Annotated in this window: 12 protein-coding genes and 2 rRNA genes (1 of these 14 cut by a window edge); 12 read left to right on the forward strand and 2 right to left on the reverse strand. The window is 59.3% G+C overall.

The features are described from left to right. The 8 genes from IF189_RS03575 to IF189_RS03610 all read left to right on the forward strand — a co-directional run. Nucleotides 1–1767, forward strand: a 23S ribosomal RNA gene (locus IF189_RS03575); it begins 1124 nt to the left of the window's first position. 150 nt (nt 1768–1917) lie between these two features. Continuing rightward, nucleotides 1918–2033 (forward strand): 5S ribosomal RNA (gene rrf, locus IF189_RS03580). A gap of 153 nt (nt 2034–2186) precedes the next feature. Then, complete coding sequence (recC, locus tag IF189_RS03585; RefSeq protein WP_192552819.1) at nt 2187–5639, forward strand: exodeoxyribonuclease V subunit gamma; 3453 nt, start codon at nt 2187–2189, stop codon at nt 5637–5639. Then, the gene (gene recB / locus IF189_RS03590) at nt 5636–9325 is read left to right on the forward strand and encodes an exodeoxyribonuclease V subunit beta (RefSeq protein WP_192552820.1); all 3690 of its coding nucleotides are present in this window, start codon (nt 5636–5638) and stop codon (nt 9323–9325) included. The genes recC and recB overlap by 4 nt, the downstream gene beginning before the upstream one ends. Beyond that, nucleotides 9322–11427 (forward strand): exodeoxyribonuclease V subunit alpha, encoded by a 2106-nt coding sequence (gene recD, locus IF189_RS03595; RefSeq protein ID WP_192552821.1) that lies wholly within the window; start codon nt 9322–9324, stop codon nt 11425–11427. The genes recB and recD overlap by 4 nt, the downstream gene beginning before the upstream one ends. Before the next feature lie 119 nt (nt 11428–11546). After that, nucleotides 11547–12122 (forward strand): YfiR family protein, encoded by a 576-nt coding sequence (locus IF189_RS03600; protein ID WP_134825405.1) that lies wholly within the window; start codon nt 11547–11549, stop codon nt 12120–12122. Further along, nucleotides 12119–13387: a diguanylate cyclase domain-containing protein gene (locus IF189_RS03605; RefSeq protein WP_085713191.1), complete on the forward strand. Its 1269-nt coding sequence runs from the start codon at nt 12119–12121 to the stop codon at nt 13385–13387. The genes IF189_RS03600 and IF189_RS03605 overlap by 4 nt, the downstream gene beginning before the upstream one ends. Continuing rightward, entirely contained in the window at nt 13387–13887 is a 501-nt protein-coding gene (locus IF189_RS03610; RefSeq protein WP_192552822.1) for an OmpA family protein, read from the forward strand. Before IF189_RS03605 ends, IF189_RS03610 begins: the two co-directional genes overlap by 1 nt. On the opposite strand, the gene IF189_RS03615 is transcribed toward IF189_RS03610, so the two are convergent. After that, nucleotides 13884–14831 carry a LysR family transcriptional regulator gene (locus tag IF189_RS03615; RefSeq protein WP_192552823.1) on the reverse strand — a complete coding sequence of 316 codons (948 nt, stop codon included), beginning with the start codon at nt 14829–14831 and terminating at the stop codon, nt 13884–13886. The two genes, IF189_RS03610 and IF189_RS03615, sit on opposite strands and share 4 nt — an antisense overlap. Before the next feature lie 149 nt (nt 14832–14980). On the opposite strand from IF189_RS03615, the gene IF189_RS03620 reads away from it, so the two are divergent. Together IF189_RS03620 and mmsB are read left to right on the forward strand one after the other, a co-directional pair. Further along, a complete protein-coding gene (locus tag IF189_RS03620) occupies nt 14981–16507 on the forward strand; it encodes a CoA-acylating methylmalonate-semialdehyde dehydrogenase (protein ID WP_134825407.1) in 1527 nt (508 codons plus the stop codon). A 9-nt stretch (nt 16508–16516) separates the two neighbouring features. Continuing rightward, nucleotides 16517–17404: a 3-hydroxyisobutyrate dehydrogenase gene (gene mmsB, locus IF189_RS03625; RefSeq protein ID WP_192552824.1), complete on the forward strand. Its 888-nt coding sequence runs from the start codon at nt 16517–16519 to the stop codon at nt 17402–17404. A 76-nt stretch (nt 17405–17480) separates the two neighbouring features. Here the strand turns inward: mmsB and IF189_RS03630 are convergent, their stop codons facing one another. Next, the gene (locus IF189_RS03630) at nt 17481–17825 is read right to left on the reverse strand and encodes a cupin domain-containing protein (RefSeq protein ID WP_007953863.1); all 345 of its coding nucleotides are present in this window, start codon (nt 17823–17825) and stop codon (nt 17481–17483) included. A 739-nt stretch (nt 17826–18564) separates the two neighbouring features. Here IF189_RS03630 and IF189_RS03635 point away from each other — a divergent pair. Together IF189_RS03635 and IF189_RS03640 are read left to right on the forward strand one after the other, a co-directional pair. Then, nucleotides 18565–19365 carry a DapH/DapD/GlmU-related protein gene (locus IF189_RS03635; RefSeq protein ID WP_225739939.1) on the forward strand — a complete coding sequence of 267 codons (801 nt, stop codon included), beginning with the start codon at nt 18565–18567 and terminating at the stop codon, nt 19363–19365. Nucleotides 19366–19403: 38 nt separating this feature from the next. After that, complete coding sequence (locus IF189_RS03640) at nt 19404–20612, forward strand: hypothetical protein (RefSeq protein ID WP_225739940.1); 1209 nt, start codon at nt 19404–19406, stop codon at nt 20610–20612. Nucleotides 20613–20618 lie beyond the last annotated feature (6 nt).

Here is a 20618-nt window from a genome sequence, read left to right on the forward strand (position 1 = left end):
ACGGGGCTCAAACCATACACCGAAGCTACGGGTATCACGTAAGTGATGCGGTAGAGGAGCGTTCTGTAAGCCTGTGAAGGTGAGTTGAGAAGCTTGCTGGAGGTATCAGAAGTGCGAATGCTGACATGAGTAACGACAATGGGTGTGAAAAACACCCACGCCGAAAGACCAAGGTTTCCTGCGCAACGTTAATCGACGCAGGGTTAGTCGGTCCCTAAGGCGAGGCTGAAAAGCGTAGTCGATGGAAAACAGGTTAATATTCCTGTACTTCTGGTTATTGCGATGGAGGGACGGAGAAGGCTAGGCCAGCTTGGCGTTGGTTGTCCAAGTTTAAGGTGGTAGGCTGAGATCTTAGGTAAATCCGGGATCTTAAGGCCGAGAGCTGATGACGAGTTGCCTTTAGGCGACGAAGTGGTTGATGCCATGCTTCCAAGAAAAGCTTCTAAGCTTCAGATAACCAGGAACCGTACCCCAAACCGACACAGGTGGTTGGGTAGAGAATACCAAGGCGCTTGAGAGAACTCGGGTGAAGGAACTAGGCAAAATGGCACCGTAACTTCGGGAGAAGGTGCGCCGGTGAGGGTGAAGGACTTGCTCCGTAAGCCCATGCCGGTCGAAGATACCAGGCCGCTGCGACTGTTTATTAAAAACACAGCACTCTGCAAACACGAAAGTGGACGTATAGGGTGTGACGCCTGCCCGGTGCCGGAAGGTTAATTGATGGGGTTAGCTAACGCGAAGCTCTTGATCGAAGCCCCGGTAAACGGCGGCCGTAACTATAACGGTCCTAAGGTAGCGAAATTCCTTGTCGGGTAAGTTCCGACCTGCACGAATGGCGTAACGATGGCGGCGCTGTCTCCACCCGAGACTCAGTGAAATTGAAATCGCTGTGAAGATGCAGTGTATCCGCGGCTAGACGGAAAGACCCCGTGAACCTTTACTATAGCTTTGCACTGGACTTTGAATTTGCTTGTGTAGGATAGGTGGGAGGCTTTGAAGCGTGGACGCCAGTTCGCGTGGAGCCATCCTTGAAATACCACCCTGGCAACTTTGAGGTTCTAACTCAGGTCCGTTATCCGGATCGAGGACAGTGTATGGTGGGTAGTTTGACTGGGGCGGTCTCCTCCTAAAGAGTAACGGAGGAGTACGAAGGTGCGCTCAGACCGGTCGGAAATCGGTCGTAGAGTATAAAGGCAAAAGCGCGCTTGACTGCGAGACAGACACGTCGAGCAGGTACGAAAGTAGGTCTTAGTGATCCGGTGGTTCTGTATGGAAGGGCCATCGCTCAACGGATAAAAGGTACTCCGGGGATAACAGGCTGATACCGCCCAAGAGTTCATATCGACGGCGGTGTTTGGCACCTCGATGTCGGCTCATCACATCCTGGGGCTGAAGCCGGTCCCAAGGGTATGGCTGTTCGCCATTTAAAGTGGTACGCGAGCTGGGTTTAGAACGTCGTGAGACAGTTCGGTCCCTATCTGCCGTGGACGTTTGAGATTTGAGAGGGGCTGCTCCTAGTACGAGAGGACCGGAGTGGACGAACCTCTGGTGTTCCGGTTGTCACGCCAGTGGCATTGCCGGGTAGCTATGTTCGGAAAAGATAACCGCTGAAAGCATCTAAGCGGGAAACTTGCCTCAAGATGAGATCTCACTGGAACCTTGAGTTCCCTGAAGGGCCGTCGAAGACTACGACGTTGATAGGTTGGGTGTGTAAGCGCTGTGAGGCGTTGAGCTAACCAATACTAATTGCCCGTGAGGCTTGACCATATAACACCCAAGCAATTTGAGTCGAAAGGCCAGATTGCGGTGTGTGAAGACGCAATGAACCGAAAGTTCGACGCTCACAAAACACCGAAACCTATCCATACCCAATTTGCTGAAGCGAGGCCAACCGGTCACGAGTCAGTACCCGAATTTCTTGACGACCATAGAGCGTTGGAACCACCTGATCCCATCCCGAACTCAGAAGTGAAACGATGCATCGCCGATGGTAGTGTGGGGTTTCCCCATGTGAGAGTAGGTCATCGTCAAGATTAAATTCCGAAACCCCAATTGCGAAAGCAGTTGGGGTTTTTTTTTGTCCGCAGGAAAGTTCGTACAGCATTCTCGGACGCCTTGCGGCTGCCCTAGCCAGCCGGGAATGCTAAGGTTCAGCCCTAGCTTTTGTACTTTTTCAAGGAAGCCTCATGCCGGACACACAGTCCCTCAACGCTGCATTCATGGTCGTTCAGAGCAATAGCCTGGACGAACTGCGTAGCCTTGTGATCAGCATCATGCGGCGTTATCCGCTGGCTCCCTTGGAGAACGAAATTGCGCTCGTGCAGAGCAACGGCATTGCTCAATGGCTCAAGCTGGCACTGGCTGAGGATCCTGAAGAGGATGACTTGGGTGGCTGCGGTATTGCCGCTGCAATTGATGTGCAGTTGCCGGGCAGTTTCATGTGGCAGCTTTATCGCATGGTCCTGGGGCGAGATGAGATTCCGGCCAAGTCCTTGCTCGACAAGGCCCCTCTGACCTGGAGGCTGATGCGCCTGTTACCGCAAGTCATCGACCTGCCGCATTTCGAACCCCTGCAACGTTTCCTGACCCACGACACTGATTTGCGCAAGCGCTACCAGTTGTCCGAGCGACTGGCGGATCTGTTCGATCAGTATCAGGTGTACCGTGCCGACTGGCTCGAGGATTGGGCCGAGGGGCGGCATCAGCTACGAAATGTCAGGGGGGAGGTGAAACCGCTGCCCAGCACCAGTTGCTGGCAGGCAGAGCTATGGCGTGCATTGCTTGAAGATGTCGGTGAGCAAGGCATGGCTCAAAGTCGGGCAGGCGTGCACCAGCGATTCATCGAGTGCATCAACAACCTTGAAAAAGCACCGACAGGCTTGCCGTCACGGGTTATCGTTTTCGGGATTTCGTCACTGCCCGCGCAAGTATTGGAAGCATTGGCTGGGCTGGCCCGTTTCAGCCAGGTCTTGCTCTGCGTACACAACCCTTGCCGTTATCACTGGGCTGATATCGTTGCCGACAAGGACCTGCTGCGCCATCAATACAAACGTCAGGCTCGCAAGAGCGGCATGCCCGTAGTGCTGGATCCAGAGTCACTGCATCAACACGCCCATCCGCTGCTTGCCGCCTGGGGCAAACAAGGTCGTGACTACATCAATCTGCTCGACAGCTATGACGACCCCGGCAGCTATCGCGCGGCATTTCGCAATGGTCGTATCGATCTGTTCAGCGAATCAGTCCCGCAAAACATGCTCAATCAACTGCAGGATGACATTCTGGAGCTGCGCCCGCTCAGCGAGACGCGTGAGCTCTGGCCCGATGTCGACCTCAAGCAAGACCAGTCGATTCGATTCCACATCGCGCATAGTGCACAACGTGAAGTCGAGATTCTCCACGATCAGCTCCTGGCTCGATTCAGCGCCAATCCCGATCTTCGCCCCCGCGATGTAATCGTGATGGTGCCCGACATCGACAGTTATGCGCCGCATGTCCGTGCGGTGTTCGGGCAGCTGGATCGTCATGATCCACGGTTTATTCCTTTCACGCTGGCCGACCAGGGGCAACGCGGTCGCGATCCATTACTGATCGCTGTCGAACATCTGCTTAAACTGCCCGACAGTCGTTTCCCCGTCAGTGAAATTCTCGACTTGCTCGATGTGCCGGCGTTACGCGCACGGTTCGGTTTGGAGGAGCGGGATTTGCCGACGCTGCATCGCTGGATCGAAGGCGCCGGGGTCCGTTGGGGGATGGACGCTGACCAGCGTGCCGGACTGGGATTGCCAAATGAACTGGAGCAGAACAGCTGGCGTTTCGGCCTGAAGCGGATGCTCCTCGGATATGCGGTTGGCGATTCCAGTGCCTGCGGGGGCATTGAGCCCTACGACGAAATTGGCGGCCTCGATGCTGCGCTGATCGGTCCTCTGTCCGCCTTGCTGGATGCCTTGGAGTACTCGCACCAGCAATTGCTCAAGCCTGCGAAACCTCAAGAGTGGGGGAGTCGGTTACAGGTACTGATGCAGTTGTTTTTCAAAGCGAGCAATGAGCATGACGACTACTTGCTGACTCAGCTTGAGGAGCTGCGTGAGACCTGGTTGGAGACCTGTGAGTCTGTCGGACTGGAAGATGAGTTGCCGCTGACCGTTGTTCGCGAGGCCTGGCTGGCCGGGCTGGATCAGGGACGTTTGTCCCAACGCTTCCTGGCCGGTGCAGTCAACTTCTGTACCCTTATGCCGATGCGGGCTATTCCCTTCAAGCTGGTTTGCCTTCTGGGCATGAACGATGGCGATTATCCCCGGGCACAGCCACCGCTGGACTTCGACCTGATGGGAAGCGATTACCGGCCGGGAGATCGCTCCCGCCGTGAAGATGATCGCTATCTGTTGCTCGAAGCACTGCTGTCTGCTCGCCATCAGCTCTACATCAGTTGGGTTGGACGCAGCATTCGTGACAACAGTGAACGGCCACCCTCGGTGCTGATCGGTCAGTTGCGCGATCATCTCGCCAATGGTTGGCGAACGACTGATGAAAGTGCGGATCTGTTGCATGCCATGACCCAGGAACACCCGTTGCAGCCATTCAGTTCACGTTACTTCCATGACGGTGATGAGCTGTTCAGCTATGCCAATGAATGGCAGGTGCTGCATCAACTTCATGAGCCTGCCGAAGTGAAAGGAATGCTTGAACCCCATGTCCAGGAGGAGCCGCTCGGCCTTGCACTGCTGCAGGATTTTCTGCGTAACCCGGTTCGACACTTTTTCACTCAACGCTTGAAGGTTTACTTCGAAGCGGCACAGGTACCTCAAGCCGATGAAGAGCCCTTTGTGCTGGATGCCTTGCAGCGATACACCCTCAGCAGCAGTTTGCTCGACGCGGCCTTGAGGCACCCGGAGAGTGTTGATCAGGCGCTTGAGGCTCAGGCTCGGCGCCTGCAAAACAGCGGGCTGCTGCCCATGGCGGGATTCGGAGAGTGCCTGCAGCGAGAGCTGATCGAACCGCTTCCTGATTTGCTGCAACGCTATCAACAACTGCTGACGCTTTGGCCTACTCCGCTGACCAGTGCGATCCCGATCAATCTTGAATGGCAGGGATTACGCCTGGAAGGATGGCTTGGAGGTCTGCATAAGCGTGCCGATGGCGGTGTGCTGTCGGTGACGACGATCCCCAACAGCATCGGTTCGATCAAGAACCGCAAATGGCACCGTCTGATCAAACCGTGGGTCGATCATCTGGTCGCTTGTGCGAGCGGGCTGTCCTTGACCACTGCGCTGGTCGCCAGCGACGACACTCTTTTGCTTGAGCCCATGGAGCAGGATCGGGCATGGCGGGTACTCGAAGACCTGCTTCTCGCCTGGCAGTCTGGAATGCGCCAGCCACTTCCGGTTGCGGTGAAAACCGCTTTTGCATGGCTGGGCCAGAGCGACCCGCTGAAGGCTGAAGCCGCTGCACGCAAAGCCTATGAAGGTGATGGCCAGACCAGCGAAGGCGAGAGACGCGAAAGCCCCGCATTGGCGCGGCAGTTCCCGGATTACGATGCTTTGCTGGTCGAGGAGACATTCCCCGATTGGTGCAACGCTTTATACCGCCCGGTGCTCGAAGCGCCCTGGCAATCATTGGCCAGCGAGGGGGGGCGGTCATGAGTACACCGCAGCCACTTGCCCTGGCGTTTCCATTGAAGGGCAGTCAACTGATCGAGGCCAGTGCGGGCACCGGCAAGACGTTCACCATCTCCGCTTTGTATCTGCGCCTGATCCTTGGTCATGGAGGCGAGGCGAGTGGCTTCGGTCGTGAACTGCTGCCACCGCAGATTCTAGTAGTGACCTTCACCGATGCGGCAACCAAGGAGCTGCGAGAGCGCATCCGCACCCGTCTGGCCGAGGCTGCACGCTTCTTTCGTGACGAGACGCCACCTCCTGATACGTTGATCGATGAGCTTCGCGCGCAGTTCGATCCTCAGCAATGGCCCGGTTGCGCCAACCGCCTGGACATCGCCGCGCAATGGATGGACGAGGCTGCCGTCTCTACGATCCACAGCTGGTGTCAGCGAATGCTGCGCGAACACGCATTCGACAGCGGCAGTCTGTTTACCCAGTCTCTGGAAACCGATCATAGCGATCTGCTCGGCGAAGTACTCCGCGATTACTGGCGCCTGTTCTGCTATCCGATGCAGGGTGATGCCTTGAATTGGGTTCGTACTAACTGGGGAGGTCCGGCCGCTCTGTTGCCTCGTGTACGTGCGCTCTTCGGCACTGAACGTGACAGCAAGGAGGACAGGTCTCCAGCCGAATTGATCGACGAGTGTCTGCAGGAACGCCGCGCAGCATTGGTTGAATTGAAAAAGCCCTGGCAGCAGTGGGCGGATGAGTTGCTCGCCATTTGTCATCAGGGCGTTGCCAGCAAGACAGTCGACGGACGCAAGATGCAGGCGCGCTACTTCGAGCCCTGGTTCGAGAAGCTCAAGGCCTGGGCTGAAGACGAGTCACTGGAACAACTGGATATCGGTACCGGATTTACCCGGCTGACGCCGGACGGCATGGCCGAAGCCTGGAAAGGCGAGCCCCCGAGTCATCCGGGACTGGACGCGATGTCGAGGCTCAAGTCGAGTCTCGACGGGCTGCCGACGCCCGACGCGGCTGTGTTGCAGCACGCTGCCAAATGGGTAGGTGCGCGCTTTGAGGAAGAGAAGCGCAGACGTGCCGAAATGGGCTTCGATGACATGCTGCTGCGCCTTGACGCCGCGTTGCAATCCGAAGGCGGCGAGCGCCTCGCCACGCTTATCCGCGAGCAGTTTCCGGTCGCTTTGATCGACGAATTCCAGGACACGGATCCGGTGCAGTACCGGATCTTCGAAAACATCTATCGCATCGAGGAAAATAATCCCGAAACCGGACTGTTTCTGATCGGTGATCCGAAGCAGGCGATCTATGCCTTCCGTGGTGCGGACATCTACACCTACCTGCGCGCGCGAATAGCCACCGCAGGGCGACTGCATACGCTGGGTACGAACTTCCGCTCCAGCCACGGGATGGTCCGCGCGGTAAACCAGGTGTTCGAGCGTGCCGAGTCCCGTGAACAGGGACGCGGTGCGTTTCTGTTTCGAGAGAAAGACGGTGACAACCCGGTGCCGTTTCAACCCGTGGATGCCCAGGGACGCAAGGAGCATTTACAGATTTCCGGGCAAGACGTGCCGGCGCTGAACATCTGGCGTTTATCTACCGAGCAGCCAGTCTCCGGTGCGGTCTACCGCCAGCAGCTGGCGGCGGCCTGCGCCAGTGAAATTACTCTCCTGCTCAATGGCGGAAAAGCCGGCAGCGCGGGTTTCGAGCAGGACGGCAAGGATTTTCGCGGGCTGCAGCCGGCGGACATCGCAATTCTGGTGCGCGATGGCAAGGAGGCTCAAGCGATACGCGGTGAGCTTGCCGCCCGTGGGGTGCGCAGCGTCTATCTGTCGGACAAGGATTCAGTCTTCGCGACCCAGGAGGCCCATGACCTTCTGGCCTGGCTCAAGGCGTGTGCCGAGCCGGATGTCGAGCGCTCGCTAAAGGCAGCCCTGGCCTGCATTACCTTGAATCTGCCGCTGGCTGAACTCGAGCGCCTGAATCAGGACGAACTGGTCTGGGAAGCCCGAGTCATACAATTCCGGGCCTATCGCGAGATCTGGCGCAAACAAGGCGTGTTGCCGATGTTGCGGCATCTTTTGCATGACTTCCATCTACCGCAAACCCTGATTGCTCGCAGTGATGGAGAGCGGGTGCTGACTAACCTGTTGCACCTGTCGGAGCTGTTGCAGCAGGCCGCCTCCGAACTGGATGGCGAGCAGGCGCTGATCCGGCATTTGGCCGAGCACCTTTCGTTGTCCGGTCAGGCAGGTGAGGAGCAGATCCTGCGCCTTGAAAGCGACGAGCAACTGGTCAAGGTCGTGACGATCCACAAGTCCAAGGGGCTTGAGTATCCGTTGGTGTTTCTGCCCTTCATCTGCTCGGCCAAACCCGTGGACGGCAGCCGGCTGCCGTTGCATTACCACGATGCCTCCGGCAAGGCTCAGGTCAGTCTCAAAGCGGATGCCGAGCTGATTGCCCTGGCCGACAATGAGCGTCTGGCGGAGGATCTACGTTTGCTCTACGTCGCGCTGACCCGGGCACAACATGCCTGCTGGCTTGGTGTTACGGACCTTAAACGCGGCAATAACAGCAGTTCGGTTCTGCATCTCTCGGCACTTGGCTATCTGCTGGGTGGTGGCGCATCACTGAGCGAGTCCAGCGATCTGACCCGTTGGCTTGACGATTTGCAGCAACATTGCCCTGCGCTGAGCATCGTGGAAATGCCACTGGCAACCAGCGAGCGTTACAAGCCACCCCGCAACGAAGCGACCCCAAGTGCCACGTTGATCCCCAAGCGCAAGGCCAGCGAAAACTGGTGGATCGCTTCCTATAGCGCATTGCGCATCAGTGATGTGTTGAGCGTCGGCAGTGATGAAGCACCGGACAGTCCCCAGGCGCAGAAACTGTTCGACGACGAGCGCCTCGAGCCCGATGCCCCCCGCGAGATCATTCCGGGAGGCGCCGAGATTCATCGTTTTCCGCGAGGGCCGAATCCGGGGACGTTCCTCCATGGACTGCTCGAATGGGCAGGTGATGAAGGTTTCGCGGTTTCGCGCGAAGCGCTGGAAGACGCGATCGCCCGGCGCTGCAATCGTCGTGGCTGGGAAGGCTGGATCACGACCCTCAGCGACTGGTTGCAGCATCTGCTCAAATCGCCGATGCCGGCAGGCGCCGGTCGACCTTCAGTCGTGCTGGAGCAACTGAAACAGTATCGGGTCGAGATGGAGTTCTGGTTCGCCAGCCACAAGGTCGATGTCGTCAGACTCGACGAGCAGGTACGCAAGTTCACCCACAACGGCGTTTCCAGGGTTGCCGCCGAGGCCGTGCAACTCAACGGCATGTTCAAAGGCTTCATCGACCTGACCTTTGAGCATGATAGTCGTTACTACGTGGCGGACTACAAATCCAACTGGCTGGGCGTCGATGATGCCGCCTACACCGAGCAGGCCATGGAACAGTCGATTCTGGAAAACCGCTACGACCTGCAATACGTGCTGTACCTGCTGGCACTGCATCGTCAGCTCAAGGCCCGCCTCGCCGATTACGATTACGACCGCCATGTGGGCGGTGCGCTGTATCTGTTCCTGCGCGGTACCCGGGCAGATAGCGGTGGCGTGTATTTCGCGCGGCCGCCCCGGGAGTTGATCGAACGTCTGGACCGGATGTTCCAGGGCAAACCGGAACCGAAATCCGAGCCGGTATGGGAACAGGGAGAATTGCTATGAGCCGCACCTTCGCGCACTTGTCGCCGATTGCGCTGGATGCAGACAGTCTTGCTCGACTGACGCCCCTGATGCAGGCCGAGGACTTGCTGCAGTTACTGACCCACTGGGTAGAGCGAGGGTGGCTGCGGGCACTGGACAAGGCATTCGTGACGTTTCTTCATGAGTTGGTGCCAGACGTCGACCCGCTGGTTCTGCTTGCTGCCGCTTTGACCAGTCACCAGCTCGGTCATGGTCATGTGTGCCTGGATTTGTTCGAAACCCTCAAGGCTCCGGACTTCGCCCTGTCACTGCCACCTGAAGGTGATGCGCAATCCGGTGTGTTGCTGCCATCGCAATTGCTTGAGTCACTTGACGGCGCACACTGGTGCAAAGTGCTGGCCGGCAGCCCTCTGGTGGCGCTGGCTGCCGACGACAGTGAGTCTGCACGGCAATGCCCTCTGGTGCTGTCCGGTAAACGCCTGTACCTGCGCCGGTACTGGACCTATGAACGACGCATCGACACGGCACTGCGCCAACGTTTGGCAGAGCATGAACCGACACCGGGCGATCTGTTGCAGCGACTGGACGAGTTATTCGGATCAGCAAAGAAAACCGGCGTGATCGACTGGCAGAAACTCGCCTGCGCACTGGCGACCCGAGGTGCCTTCAGCATCGTCACGGGCGGGCCGGGCACCGGCAAGACCACCACGGTCGTGCGTTTGCTGGCCTTGCTTCAGGCCCCGGCAGTCGAAGCCGGCCAGCCTCTGCGTATCCGCCTGGCCGCACCTACGGGTAAAGCGGCAGCGCGGCTGACCGAGTCCATCAGCCAGCAAGTGCAATCGCTGGAAGTCGCCGAAGCCGTTCGGGAAAAAATTCCTTCCGAGGTGACTACCGTACACCGCTTGCTAGGCAGCCGTCCCGGTACTCGGCACTTTCGCCATCACGCGGGCAACCGCTTGCCACTGGATGTGCTGGTGGTCGATGAAGCCTCCATGATCGATCTGGAAATGATGGCCAACCTGCTTGATGCGTTGCCTTCACACGCTCGCCTGGTGTTGCTGGGCGACAAGGATCAACTGGCCTCTGTCGAGGCCGGTGCGGTGCTGGGGGATCTGTGTCGTGATGCCGAGGCGGGTTGGTACAGTCCGCAGACACGTCAGTGGCTGGAGTCCGTGAGCGGGGAGTCCTTGCAGGGCGCCGGTTTGCACGAGGACGGCGACGGTACTCACCCGCTGGCGCAGCAAGTGGTGATGTTGCGTCACTCGCGGCGTTTCGGCGAGGGCAGTGGCATCGGCCAGCTTGCGCGCCGGGTGAATCAGCAACTGCCGGATGAAGCTCGCCACTTGCTGGCAGCGCGAAGCCATGACGACGTGTATTCGCTGGCACTCAAGGGAGAGCATGACCATGCACTGGAACGCCTCGTTCTGGATGGGCATGGCGAGGGCCCTCACGGTTATCGGCATTACCTGAGCGTCTTGCGCAATCAGCGCCCGCCCGTCGGTGCCCCTCTTGAAAATCCCGGTTGGCTCGATTGGGCTCAAGCAGTCTTGCAGGCGTTCGATACGTTCCAGTTACTGTGCGCCGTGCGCAAAGGGCCGTGGGGTGTCGAGGGGCTGAACCTGCGTATCACCGAAGCACTGCTCAAGGCGCGGCTGATCGACAGCGATCAGCAGTGGTATGAAGGCCGTCCGGTCCTGATGACCCGCAATGACTATGGTCTGGGGCTGATGAACGGTGATATCGGTATCGCTCTCAAGCTGCCCGAACGAGATGGACCGAACGCCGGTGAACCGGTGTTGCGGGTGGCGTTCCCGCGTAACGACGGGCGCGGTGGGGTGCGGTTTGTGTTGCCGAGCCGGCTCAATGATGTTGAAACCGTGTACGCCATGACGGTGCACAAGTCGCAAGGCTCGGAGTTTGCCCATACCGCGTTGATCCTTCCCGACGCCCTGAATCCGGTATTGACCAAAGAGCTGATCTACACCGGCATTACCCGAGCCAAACACTGGTTCACCTTGATCGAACCGCGAGCCGGGGTATTCGAGGAAGCGGTGCAGCGCAAGGTCAAGCGCTTGAGCGGTTTGATGCTGGAACTGGAGGAAGGCGCGGCGCTTCGAGGGTGAAGTTGCCAGTGATTGCCGGCGTTATCTGACCGACCGGTCAGAGGGGGCTGTATCGCTGGCGTTCCAACGCTGTGCTATCGTTGCGGCATCATTTCGTTACGATCCAAGAGAATCCCTGCATGAAGCTGGCTGTCTGGGCGACAGAGCGCGTAGTTGGCAGCAAGCGAGCGTTGCTTGCCGTTCTGCTCTGTTTGCTCACAGGTGGGGTTGCTGCCCAGCCGCAAACACCGGTCGGTATGGCTGAACAACGGGCCAAATCCGTCACTCAAGTAGTCCTTGGCATCCTCAGTTACGCCCGTTGGCCGGTCGAGCCTGCGCAATTGCGCCTGTGCATCGTCGGTCCCACCGAATACACCGACGATCTGGTGAAAGGCACGACCCAGGCCACGGGCCGGCCTGTCACGGTGCGTCGTTTGCTGGCAGACAATCCGGCCATCGTCAGCGAGTGCGATGCGGTGTATATCGGCAAGCTCACCGCCGATGAACGCAGCCGTCTGTTCGCTTCGCTGATCGGTCACCCGGTATTGAGCATCAGCGAGGGCGGCGATCAATGCACGGTCGGCAGCCTGTTCTGCCTGCGGGTCGGTGACGAGCAGGTGTCGTTCGAGGTCAATCTCGACTCCGTCGCCCGCAGCGGCGTGCGCATTCATCCTAGCGTGCTGCAGTTGTCGCGCCGCAAGCCGGCGGCTCCATGAGACGCGACAAATCCACAGGGCGTCCGACCCTGGGTTCGGTCATCGGTCGCGGACACTTGATCGTGGCGCTGGTTGCCGTGGCAATGGCCAGTGTGTCCCTGACCCTGCTGGGCGTGCTGGCGCTGCGGGTCTATGCCGATCACAACCTGCACTTGATCGCTCGTTCGATCAGTTACACCGTGGAAGCGGCGGTGGTGTTCAACGACAAGCCTGCCGCGACGGAGGCGCTGGCGTTGATCGCCTCGACCGAAGAGGTGGCGGACGCGCAGGTGCTGGATAGCCAGGGTCAGTTGCTGGCGCGATGGCAGCGACCGGAAAACGGTTTGTTTTCCGGGCTGGAAATGCAGATCACGCGGATAGTGCTGGAAAAGCCGATCAGCCTGCCGATCCTGCACCAGGATCGCGAGATCGGTCGGATCCTGTTGATCGGTCACGGCGGCAGCCTGATGCAGTTTCTGTTGAGCGGTCTGGCGGGCATCATTCTCTGCACCGCGATCAGCGCCTGGGTGGCGCTCTATCTCGCGCGCCGTCAGTTGCGGGGGATCATCGGCCCGCTGCACAGCCTGGCGGGCGTGGCCCACGCCGCCCGCAGCGAGCGGGCACTGGACCGGCGGGTGCCACCGGCGAAAATCGCCGAGCTCCACAACCTCGGCAACGACTTCAACGCTCTGCTCGATGAGCTGGAATCGTGGCAGACCCACCTGCAAAACGAGAACGAAACCCTTGCCCACCAGGCCACTCACGACAGCCTCACGGGACTGCCCAACCGGGCGTTTTTCGAAGGGCGCCTGATTCGTGCATTGCGCAGCGCCAACAAACTCAACGAGCGCGCAGCAGTGCTGTTTCTCGACAGTGATCGCTTCAAGGAGATCAATGACAATTTTGGCCATGCGGCCGGCGATGCGGTGTTGGTGGCTGTAGCGAACCGGGTGCGGGCGCAGTTGCGCGAAGAGGATCTGGTGGCGCGTCTGGGCGGCGATGAATTTGCCGTGCTGTTGACGCCGTTGCACAAGACCGAAGACGCCGAGCGCATTGCCGACAAGATTCTCGCCAGCATGGACACCCCGATTGCATTGCCGGGCGACACCAGTGTGGTGACCTCGCTCAGTATCGGCATTGCGGTTTACCCCGATCATGGCGCCACGCCCGGCACCTTGCTCGATGCGGCCGACGCCGCGATGTATCAAGCCAAGCGCCTGTCCCGCGGCGCCCAATTCACGGCCGGGTCGGAGCACCCGGTCGATCCCGTTCAAACCAGGAGCTGATGCCCGTGTTCTCAATTTCCTTTCGACTGATTTCCACCCTGTTACTGACCGCCATGCTGGCCCTGACCGGTTGCCAGACCGCTCCGCAAAAAGGCCTGACGCCGGCGCAGATTGCCGTGCTCAAGCAGCAGGGCTTTGAACTGACCGACGACGGCTGGGAGTTCGGCCTGTCGGGCAAAGTGCTGTTTGGCAGCGACATCGAAAGCCTGAACAAGCAAAGTACCGAGATCGTCGAACGTATCGGTAAGGCCCTGCTCGGTGTCGGTATCGAGCGGGTTCGCGTGGATGGCCACACCGATGCCTCGGGCAAGGAAGCCTACAACCAGCAGCTGTCGCTGCGCCGAGCGAAGAGTGTGGGCAAAGTGCTGACCACGGTCGGCATGAAGGAAGAGAACATCCAGCTGCAAGGCCTCGGTAGCCGCGAGCCGGTAGCCTCCAACGACACCGCCGCCGGCCGCACCGAAAACCGCCGGGTGTCGATCGTGGTCAGCGCCGACTAGTCGGCGAACTGCATTTCCCGGGTCTGTCCCATCAACAGCACCTGATTGCGCTCGGTCACCTCACGGATGTAATCCCACAACAGGGTAATCCGCTTGAGCTTGCGCAGGTCCTCCCGGCAGTACATCCAGAACTGCCGGGTAATGTCGATTTCCTCCGGCAACACCGGCAACAGGCGCGGATCCTGGGCCGCGAGGAAGCACGGCAGAATCGCCAGCGAACGTCCCTGCTGCGCCGCCACGAATTGTGCGATCACGCTGGTGCTGCGCAAATTCGCGCTGGCGCTGGGCACCACGTTCGCCAGATACAGCAGCTCCGAGCTGAACGCCAGGTCATCCACATAACTGATGAATTGATGCTTGCCCAAATCGGCGGGGCGGCGGATCGGTGGGTGTTTGTCGAGGTATTCCTGGGTCGCGTAGAGCTGCAGGCGGTAGTCGCAGAGTTTGCAGCACACGTACGGCCCGTGTTCCGGGCGTTCGAGGGCGATGACGATGTCGGCTTCGCGTTTGGACAGGCTGATGAAGTGCGGCAACGGCAGGATGTCCACCGAGATCGCCGGGTAGGCGTCGACGAAGTGGCTCAGTTGCGGGGTGATGAAAAAGCTGCCGAAACCTTCGGTGCAACCCATGCGCACATGCCCGGACAGCGCGACGCCGGAGCCGGACACCTGCTCGCAGGCCATGTGCAGCGTGCTTTCGATCGACTCGGCGTAGCTCAGCAGGCGCTGGCCTTCGGCGGTCAGCACGAAACCGTTGGTGCGGGACTTCTCGAACAGCAATGTGCCCAATGCGGCTTCCAGCGAACTGATTCTGCGCGACACCGTGGTGTAGTCCACCGCCAGACGTTTGGCCGCGGTGCTGGCCTTTCGGGTACGGGCGACTTCGAGGAAAAACTTGAGGTCGTCCCAGTTCAGCGAGCCTAAAGACGTGATGTTTTTTTGCATGATGGACGGGCTTATATGTGCGTTCTTATTAGAAGTTTGCACATCTATACTCCAAAAACAGTCCGACAACCAATTCGCGACACACGCCTCATCTCAAGGCGAACCTTTCGCCTTGGCTCCCAAGATAAAAACAATTTCTGGAGACCAGCATGAACGCATCGCTTACGCCCAACGAAACCACGGTCCAAAAGGTCAAGCTGCTGATCGACGGCGAGTGGGTCGAGTCGCAGACCACCGAGTGGCACGACATCGTCAATCCGGCGACCCAGCAGGTGCTGGCCAAAGTCCCGTTCGCCACCGCCGCTGAAGTTGATGCGGCCGTCAGTGCCGCCCAGCGCGCCTTCCAGACCTGGAAGCTGACCCCGATCGGCGCACGCATGCGCATCATGCTCAAGCTGCAAGCGCTGATCCGCGAACACTCCAAACGTATCGCCGTTGTACTGAGCGCCGAGCAGGGCAAGACCATTGCCGATGCCGAGGGCGATATTTTCCGTGGTCTGGAAGTGGTCGAGCACGCGTGCTCCATCGGCAGCCTGCAAATGGGCGAGTTCGCCGAAAACGTTGCCGGCGGTGTCGACACCTACACCCTGCGCCAGCCGATCGGCGTCTGCGCCGGCATCACGCCGTTCAACTTCCCGGCAATGATTCCGCTGTGGATGTTCCCGATGGCCATCGCCTGCGGCAACACCTTCGTGCTCAAGCCGTCCGAACAGGATCCGCTGTCGACCATGCTGCTGGTGGAACTGGCGATCGAGGCCGGTGTTCCGGCGGGTGTGCTCAACGTCGTGCACGGTGGCAAGGATGTGGTCGATGGCCTGTGCACCCACAAGGACATCAAGGCGATTTCGTTCGTTGGTTCGACTGCGGTCGGCACCCACGTTTATGACCTGGCCGGTAAACACGGCAAGCGCGTGCAATCGATGATGGGCGCGAAGAACCACGCCGTGGTGCTGCCGGACGCCAATCGCGAGCAAGCGCTCAATGCCCTGGTCGGCGCCGGTTTCGGTGCGGCCGGTCAGCGTTGCATGGCTACCTCGGTGGTGGTGCTGGTGGGCGCGGCCAAACAGTGGCTGCCGGATCTGAAAGCGCTGGCGCAGAAACTCAAGGTCAACGCCGGCACCGAGCCGGGCACCGATGTCGGCCCGGTCATTTCGAAAAAGGCCAAGGCGCGGATTCTCGATCTGATCGAAAGCGGTATCAAGGAAGGCGCGAAACTCGAGCTGGACGGTCGCGATATCAGCGTGCCGGGCTACGAGAAAGGTAACTTCGTCGGCCCGACCCTGTTCTCCGGGGTGACCACTGACATGCAGATTTACACCCAGGAAATCTTCGGCCCGGTGCTGGTGGTGCTGGAAGTCGACACCCTCGATCAGGCCATTGCGCTGGTCAACGCCAACCCGTTCGGCAACGGCACCGGCCTGTTCACCCAGAGCGGCGCAGCGGCACGTAAATTCCAGACTGAAATCGACGTCGGCCAGGTCGGCATCAACATCCCGATTCCGGTGCCGGTGCCGTTCTTCAGCTTCACCGGTTCGCGCGGTTCGAAACTAGGCGACCTCGGCCCGTACGGCAAGCAAGTGGTGCAGTTCTACACCCAGACCAAAACGGTCACGGCGCGCTGGTTCGATGACGACAGCGTCAACGACGGCGTGAACACCACCATCAACCTGCGCTGAGGTATGGCCATGAAAATCGCATTTATCGGTCTGGGCAACATGGGCGCGCCGATGGCGCGCAACCTGATCAAGGCCGGGCATTCGCTGAATCTGGTGGACCTGAACAAGACCGTGCTGGCGCAACTCGAGCAACTGGGCGGCACCATCCGCGCCTCGGCTCGCGAAGCCGCCGAAGATGCAGAGCTGGTGATCACCATGTTGCCGGCCGCCGTGCATGTACGCAGTGTCTGGCTCGGTGAAGACGGTGTGCTGGCCGGGATCGGCAAAGGTGTGCCGGCAGTGGATTGCAGCACCATCGATCCGCAGACGGCGCGCGACGTGGCAGCCGCCGCTGCCAAACAGGGCGTGGCCATGGCCGATGCACCGGTGTCCGGCGGTACTGGCGGCGCCACCGCAGGTACATTGACCTTCATGGTCGGCGCCACCCCGGAACTGTTCGCCACCCTGCAACCGGTGCTGGCGCAGATGGGCCGTAACATCGTGCATTGCGGTGAAGTCGGCACCGGGCAGATCGCCAAGATCTGCAACAACCTGTTGCTCGCCATTTCGATGGTCGGCGTCAGCGAGGCGATGGCTCTCGGCGATGCGCTGGGGATCGATACCGGTGTGCTCGCCGGGATCATCAACAGCTCGACCGGGCGTTGCTGGAGTTCGGAAATGTACAACCCGTGGCCGGGCATCGTCGAAACGGCACCGGCCTCCCGTGGTTACACCGGTGGCTTCGGCGCCGAGCTGATGCTCAAGGACCTGGGGCTGGCCACCGAAGCGGCGCGTCAGGCCCATCAGCCGGTGGTGCTCGGCGCGGTGGCGCAGCAGTTGTATCAGGCGATGAGTCAGCGCGGGGAAGGTGGCAAGGACTTCTCGGCGATCATCAACAGCTATCGCAAACCGCAGTAAATGTCGTCAGGCCTGTGCTCGGCACAGGTCTGTATTGCCGGGAAATCACGTCGGGTGGTTTCCCGGCTTTTTTGTATCAGGCGAACACGAAATATTTGCGCACGGTCTCGACCACTTCCCAGGTGCCTTTCATGCCCGGCTCGACCACGAAGATGTCGCCGGCACGCAGGTGGATCGGCTCCATGCCGTCCGGGGTGATGACGCAGTAGCCTTCCTGGAAATGGCAGTACTCCCACTTCACGTAGTCCACGCGCCACTTGCCTGGCGTGCAGATCCAGGTGCCCATGATCTTGCTGCCGTCTTCGCTGGTGTAGGCGTTGAGGTTGACGGTGTGCGGGTCGCCCTCGAGCTTTTCCCATTTGCAGGCGTCGAGTACTGGCAGCGGGTGGGTGTCGCGCAGAACGGTGATAGGTGCGGGCATGACGGCTCCAGGTCAAAGGCAGTTTGAGCCGCCACCGTATCGTGGGTGAGCAGCGTCGGAATGTCTGGGTTCGACCTCCAGATGCCCGTTAGCGCTGAGCGGGAAAACCCGATAAAACCGCCATTTGCACCAATGTTGTGCATATATGACGGTTTTAATACAAGCGCGCACCATAAAAGTTCAATAAATTTTTAGACCAAAACGAGATAACCATTCTGGCACCTATTGCAAAACAAAATCGTCTGTACTATAACATTCGTACTAAAGGACAATCCCACCCTAATGGAGCTACACCAGAGTCACGGACAGACTTGAATCGGCTTTTCTTCACATGAAACTGACTTGGCCTTCGGCGCAAGCGTGAACTTCTACCTGTTGTTAATGAATAACGACAATTGAATGAACCGGTCGGTTAATAAGTTGCGCAGACGCAATGTTATGCGTGCTTTGAATAGAAGCCCTAAATAAACAGTTGATTATTATTTGTGCTGCGGCGGAATTATATCTGCGGGATACGCACGCCTATCGAATTTTTATGTGCCCGGCATCAATGGAATGAGGCTTTATTGTGGACGACATAAATGTAGTTGAAGTTTCGACGACCGTGAATGATGCGAGTGAATTGGGCCGGCATGTCTGGATTCGTGCTGGCAGCCGCCTGCAAAACGTTCAGGTCGCCGATGATTGTTTCATCGGGTTCAAGTGTGATTTGCAGTTCACTTCCGTTGGCGCGTCCAGCATGTTTGCCACTGGCGCACGCTGCCTGGGAACGGCGCAAGCACCGGTGCAGATTGCCGAAAACGTCTGGCTGGGCGCCAAGGCCACCGTGACCGCCGGCGTTTCCATCGGTGCGGGAGCGGTGATCGCTGCCGGGGCGCTGGTGACGGCGGATGTACCGACAGATGCCATCGTGGTCGGTCGTCCGGCGCGGGTCATCGCCCAGCGCACAGTCGTCGAAGACGGCCTGCCGAGCCCGGCACCTGTGCTGGCCAAAGTCCGGGACCGGGCGCGTCAGGGCTTGCCGTCGATGCTCGATCGTTCCACGCAGTCGGTGCCGCGCCTCAAGGCGTTGAACCCCGACACCGCGACCTGGGACATCAGCGACGAAGCCTTGATCGATGCCGAATTGCGCGGCGGTGCTTCGGTGGAAATCGCCCGGGACTGCATTCTGATCGGGCGCAGCAGCCGCCAGGGCGGTATGTCGCAACTGGGCGGCATCGAACTGGGCACTGGCGCTCGACTGGCGCCGGGCGTGGTTATCGAAGCGGCCGGCGGAGTGACCATCGGTGCCTTCAGCGAGCTGGCCGAAGGCGTCACGATTGTTGCGTCCACTCATGATCATTCTTTCCGCTCACTGCCCTGGGAGGAGGCACCTGTGCGCATTGGAAGTCGTTGCGTAATTGGCGAGGGCGCCATCTTGGTAGGTCCACTGAGTATCGGTGACGGTGCAGTAATAAAACCGTATTCGGTGGTGATAAGGGATGTATTGGAAAACACTGTGGTTCATGGCGTTGTTCAACTAATGGAGATTCAAGAATGATTTTATTTGCCCCCAATCCGACCGGTTCAGGCCATAACATGCGCGCGCTTTCGATCGCTCAGGCGATTAAAAAGCAACGTCCGGACATGCCATTGACCGTGGCACTGGCTTCTTTGCAGCCAACCTTTACGCCGATGTTCGAAAAGTCCGGCGTCGAAGTGGTGGATATTGCCGGTCGTTTGGTCGACTACTCGAAAAAGAGCAACTTGTCGAAAGAACTCGACTGGAATAATTACATCGGCGGTTATATCGCCAATACCTTCCTGTCTGGCGAGCGGATTCTGTCTTACCTGGCCCTGATCGACGAGTACAAGCCGACCGCCCTGGTGTCGGACTACAACATGGCCGCCTGCCTGGCCGCGATTTTCAGCGGCACGCCGCTGGTGTTCGTGACCGAGCGTTATGACTTCACCCTCTGCCAGCTGCAGGATCACGACCTGGCCGACGGCGGTTTCGAGGTCAACTCGCTGGAAATGGCCCGGGCCCGCACCGCGCTGCACAGCCAGTTCAACTGGATGATCAATCAGAGCCAACTGGTGCTGACCGACAAGCCGTACGTGGCTTCACTCGATCAGGGCACGCCGGTGGCTGAAGCACTGAACAGTGGCAAGGCGCATTTTGTCGGGCCGATGATCCGCGACATCAATGTGCAGACCGGCTTGAACGTGCGCGAGCAATTGAACCTCGGTGATGCGCCGTTTGTGGTTGCCTCGATCAGCGGCACCACCATGTTTGCGCAGAACAAGGACGCGCTGCTCGCCGCCTACCTCGACAGCTTCAAGGTCCTGCGCGAACGCAATCCGGAACTGAAGCTGGTGTTGCTCGGCCGCCAGGATATCCAGGCCCAGGACGGCGTGGTTTGCGTGCCGTATTACCCGGACTGGATGGGCCTGCTGCGCGAAGCCAGTCTGCTGATTTCGGCGCCGGGCTGGATCACCGTGACGGAAATCGCCGCACTGCAGATTCCGACCCTGTTCGTGCTGCCGTCCAAATCCGAATACCACGAACTCGAAGCCCTGCGCCGTCTGGAGCTGCTCGGTTTCCCGACGCATCTGGGGCACGATCGCGACGCCATCGTCGAACTGATTCAGGGCGAACTGGAGAAAGACACTCGCGCTTCGGCCTATTACGCGCCTCATCGCCAGGTGGCCGCACCGGACGGCGAAGGTGCCGCCCGCGCCGCGACGCGCATCATCGAGTTGTGCCAGGGCAGCGTTGTATCGCTGACCGCGAGCAAAGCCGCTTAACCTCAA

Origin of the sequence: Pseudomonas sp. IzPS59 (assembly GCF_014863505.1) — a bacterium.
GTDB classification, from domain to species: domain Bacteria; phylum Pseudomonadota; class Gammaproteobacteria; order Pseudomonadales; family Pseudomonadaceae; genus Aquipseudomonas; species Aquipseudomonas kribbensis.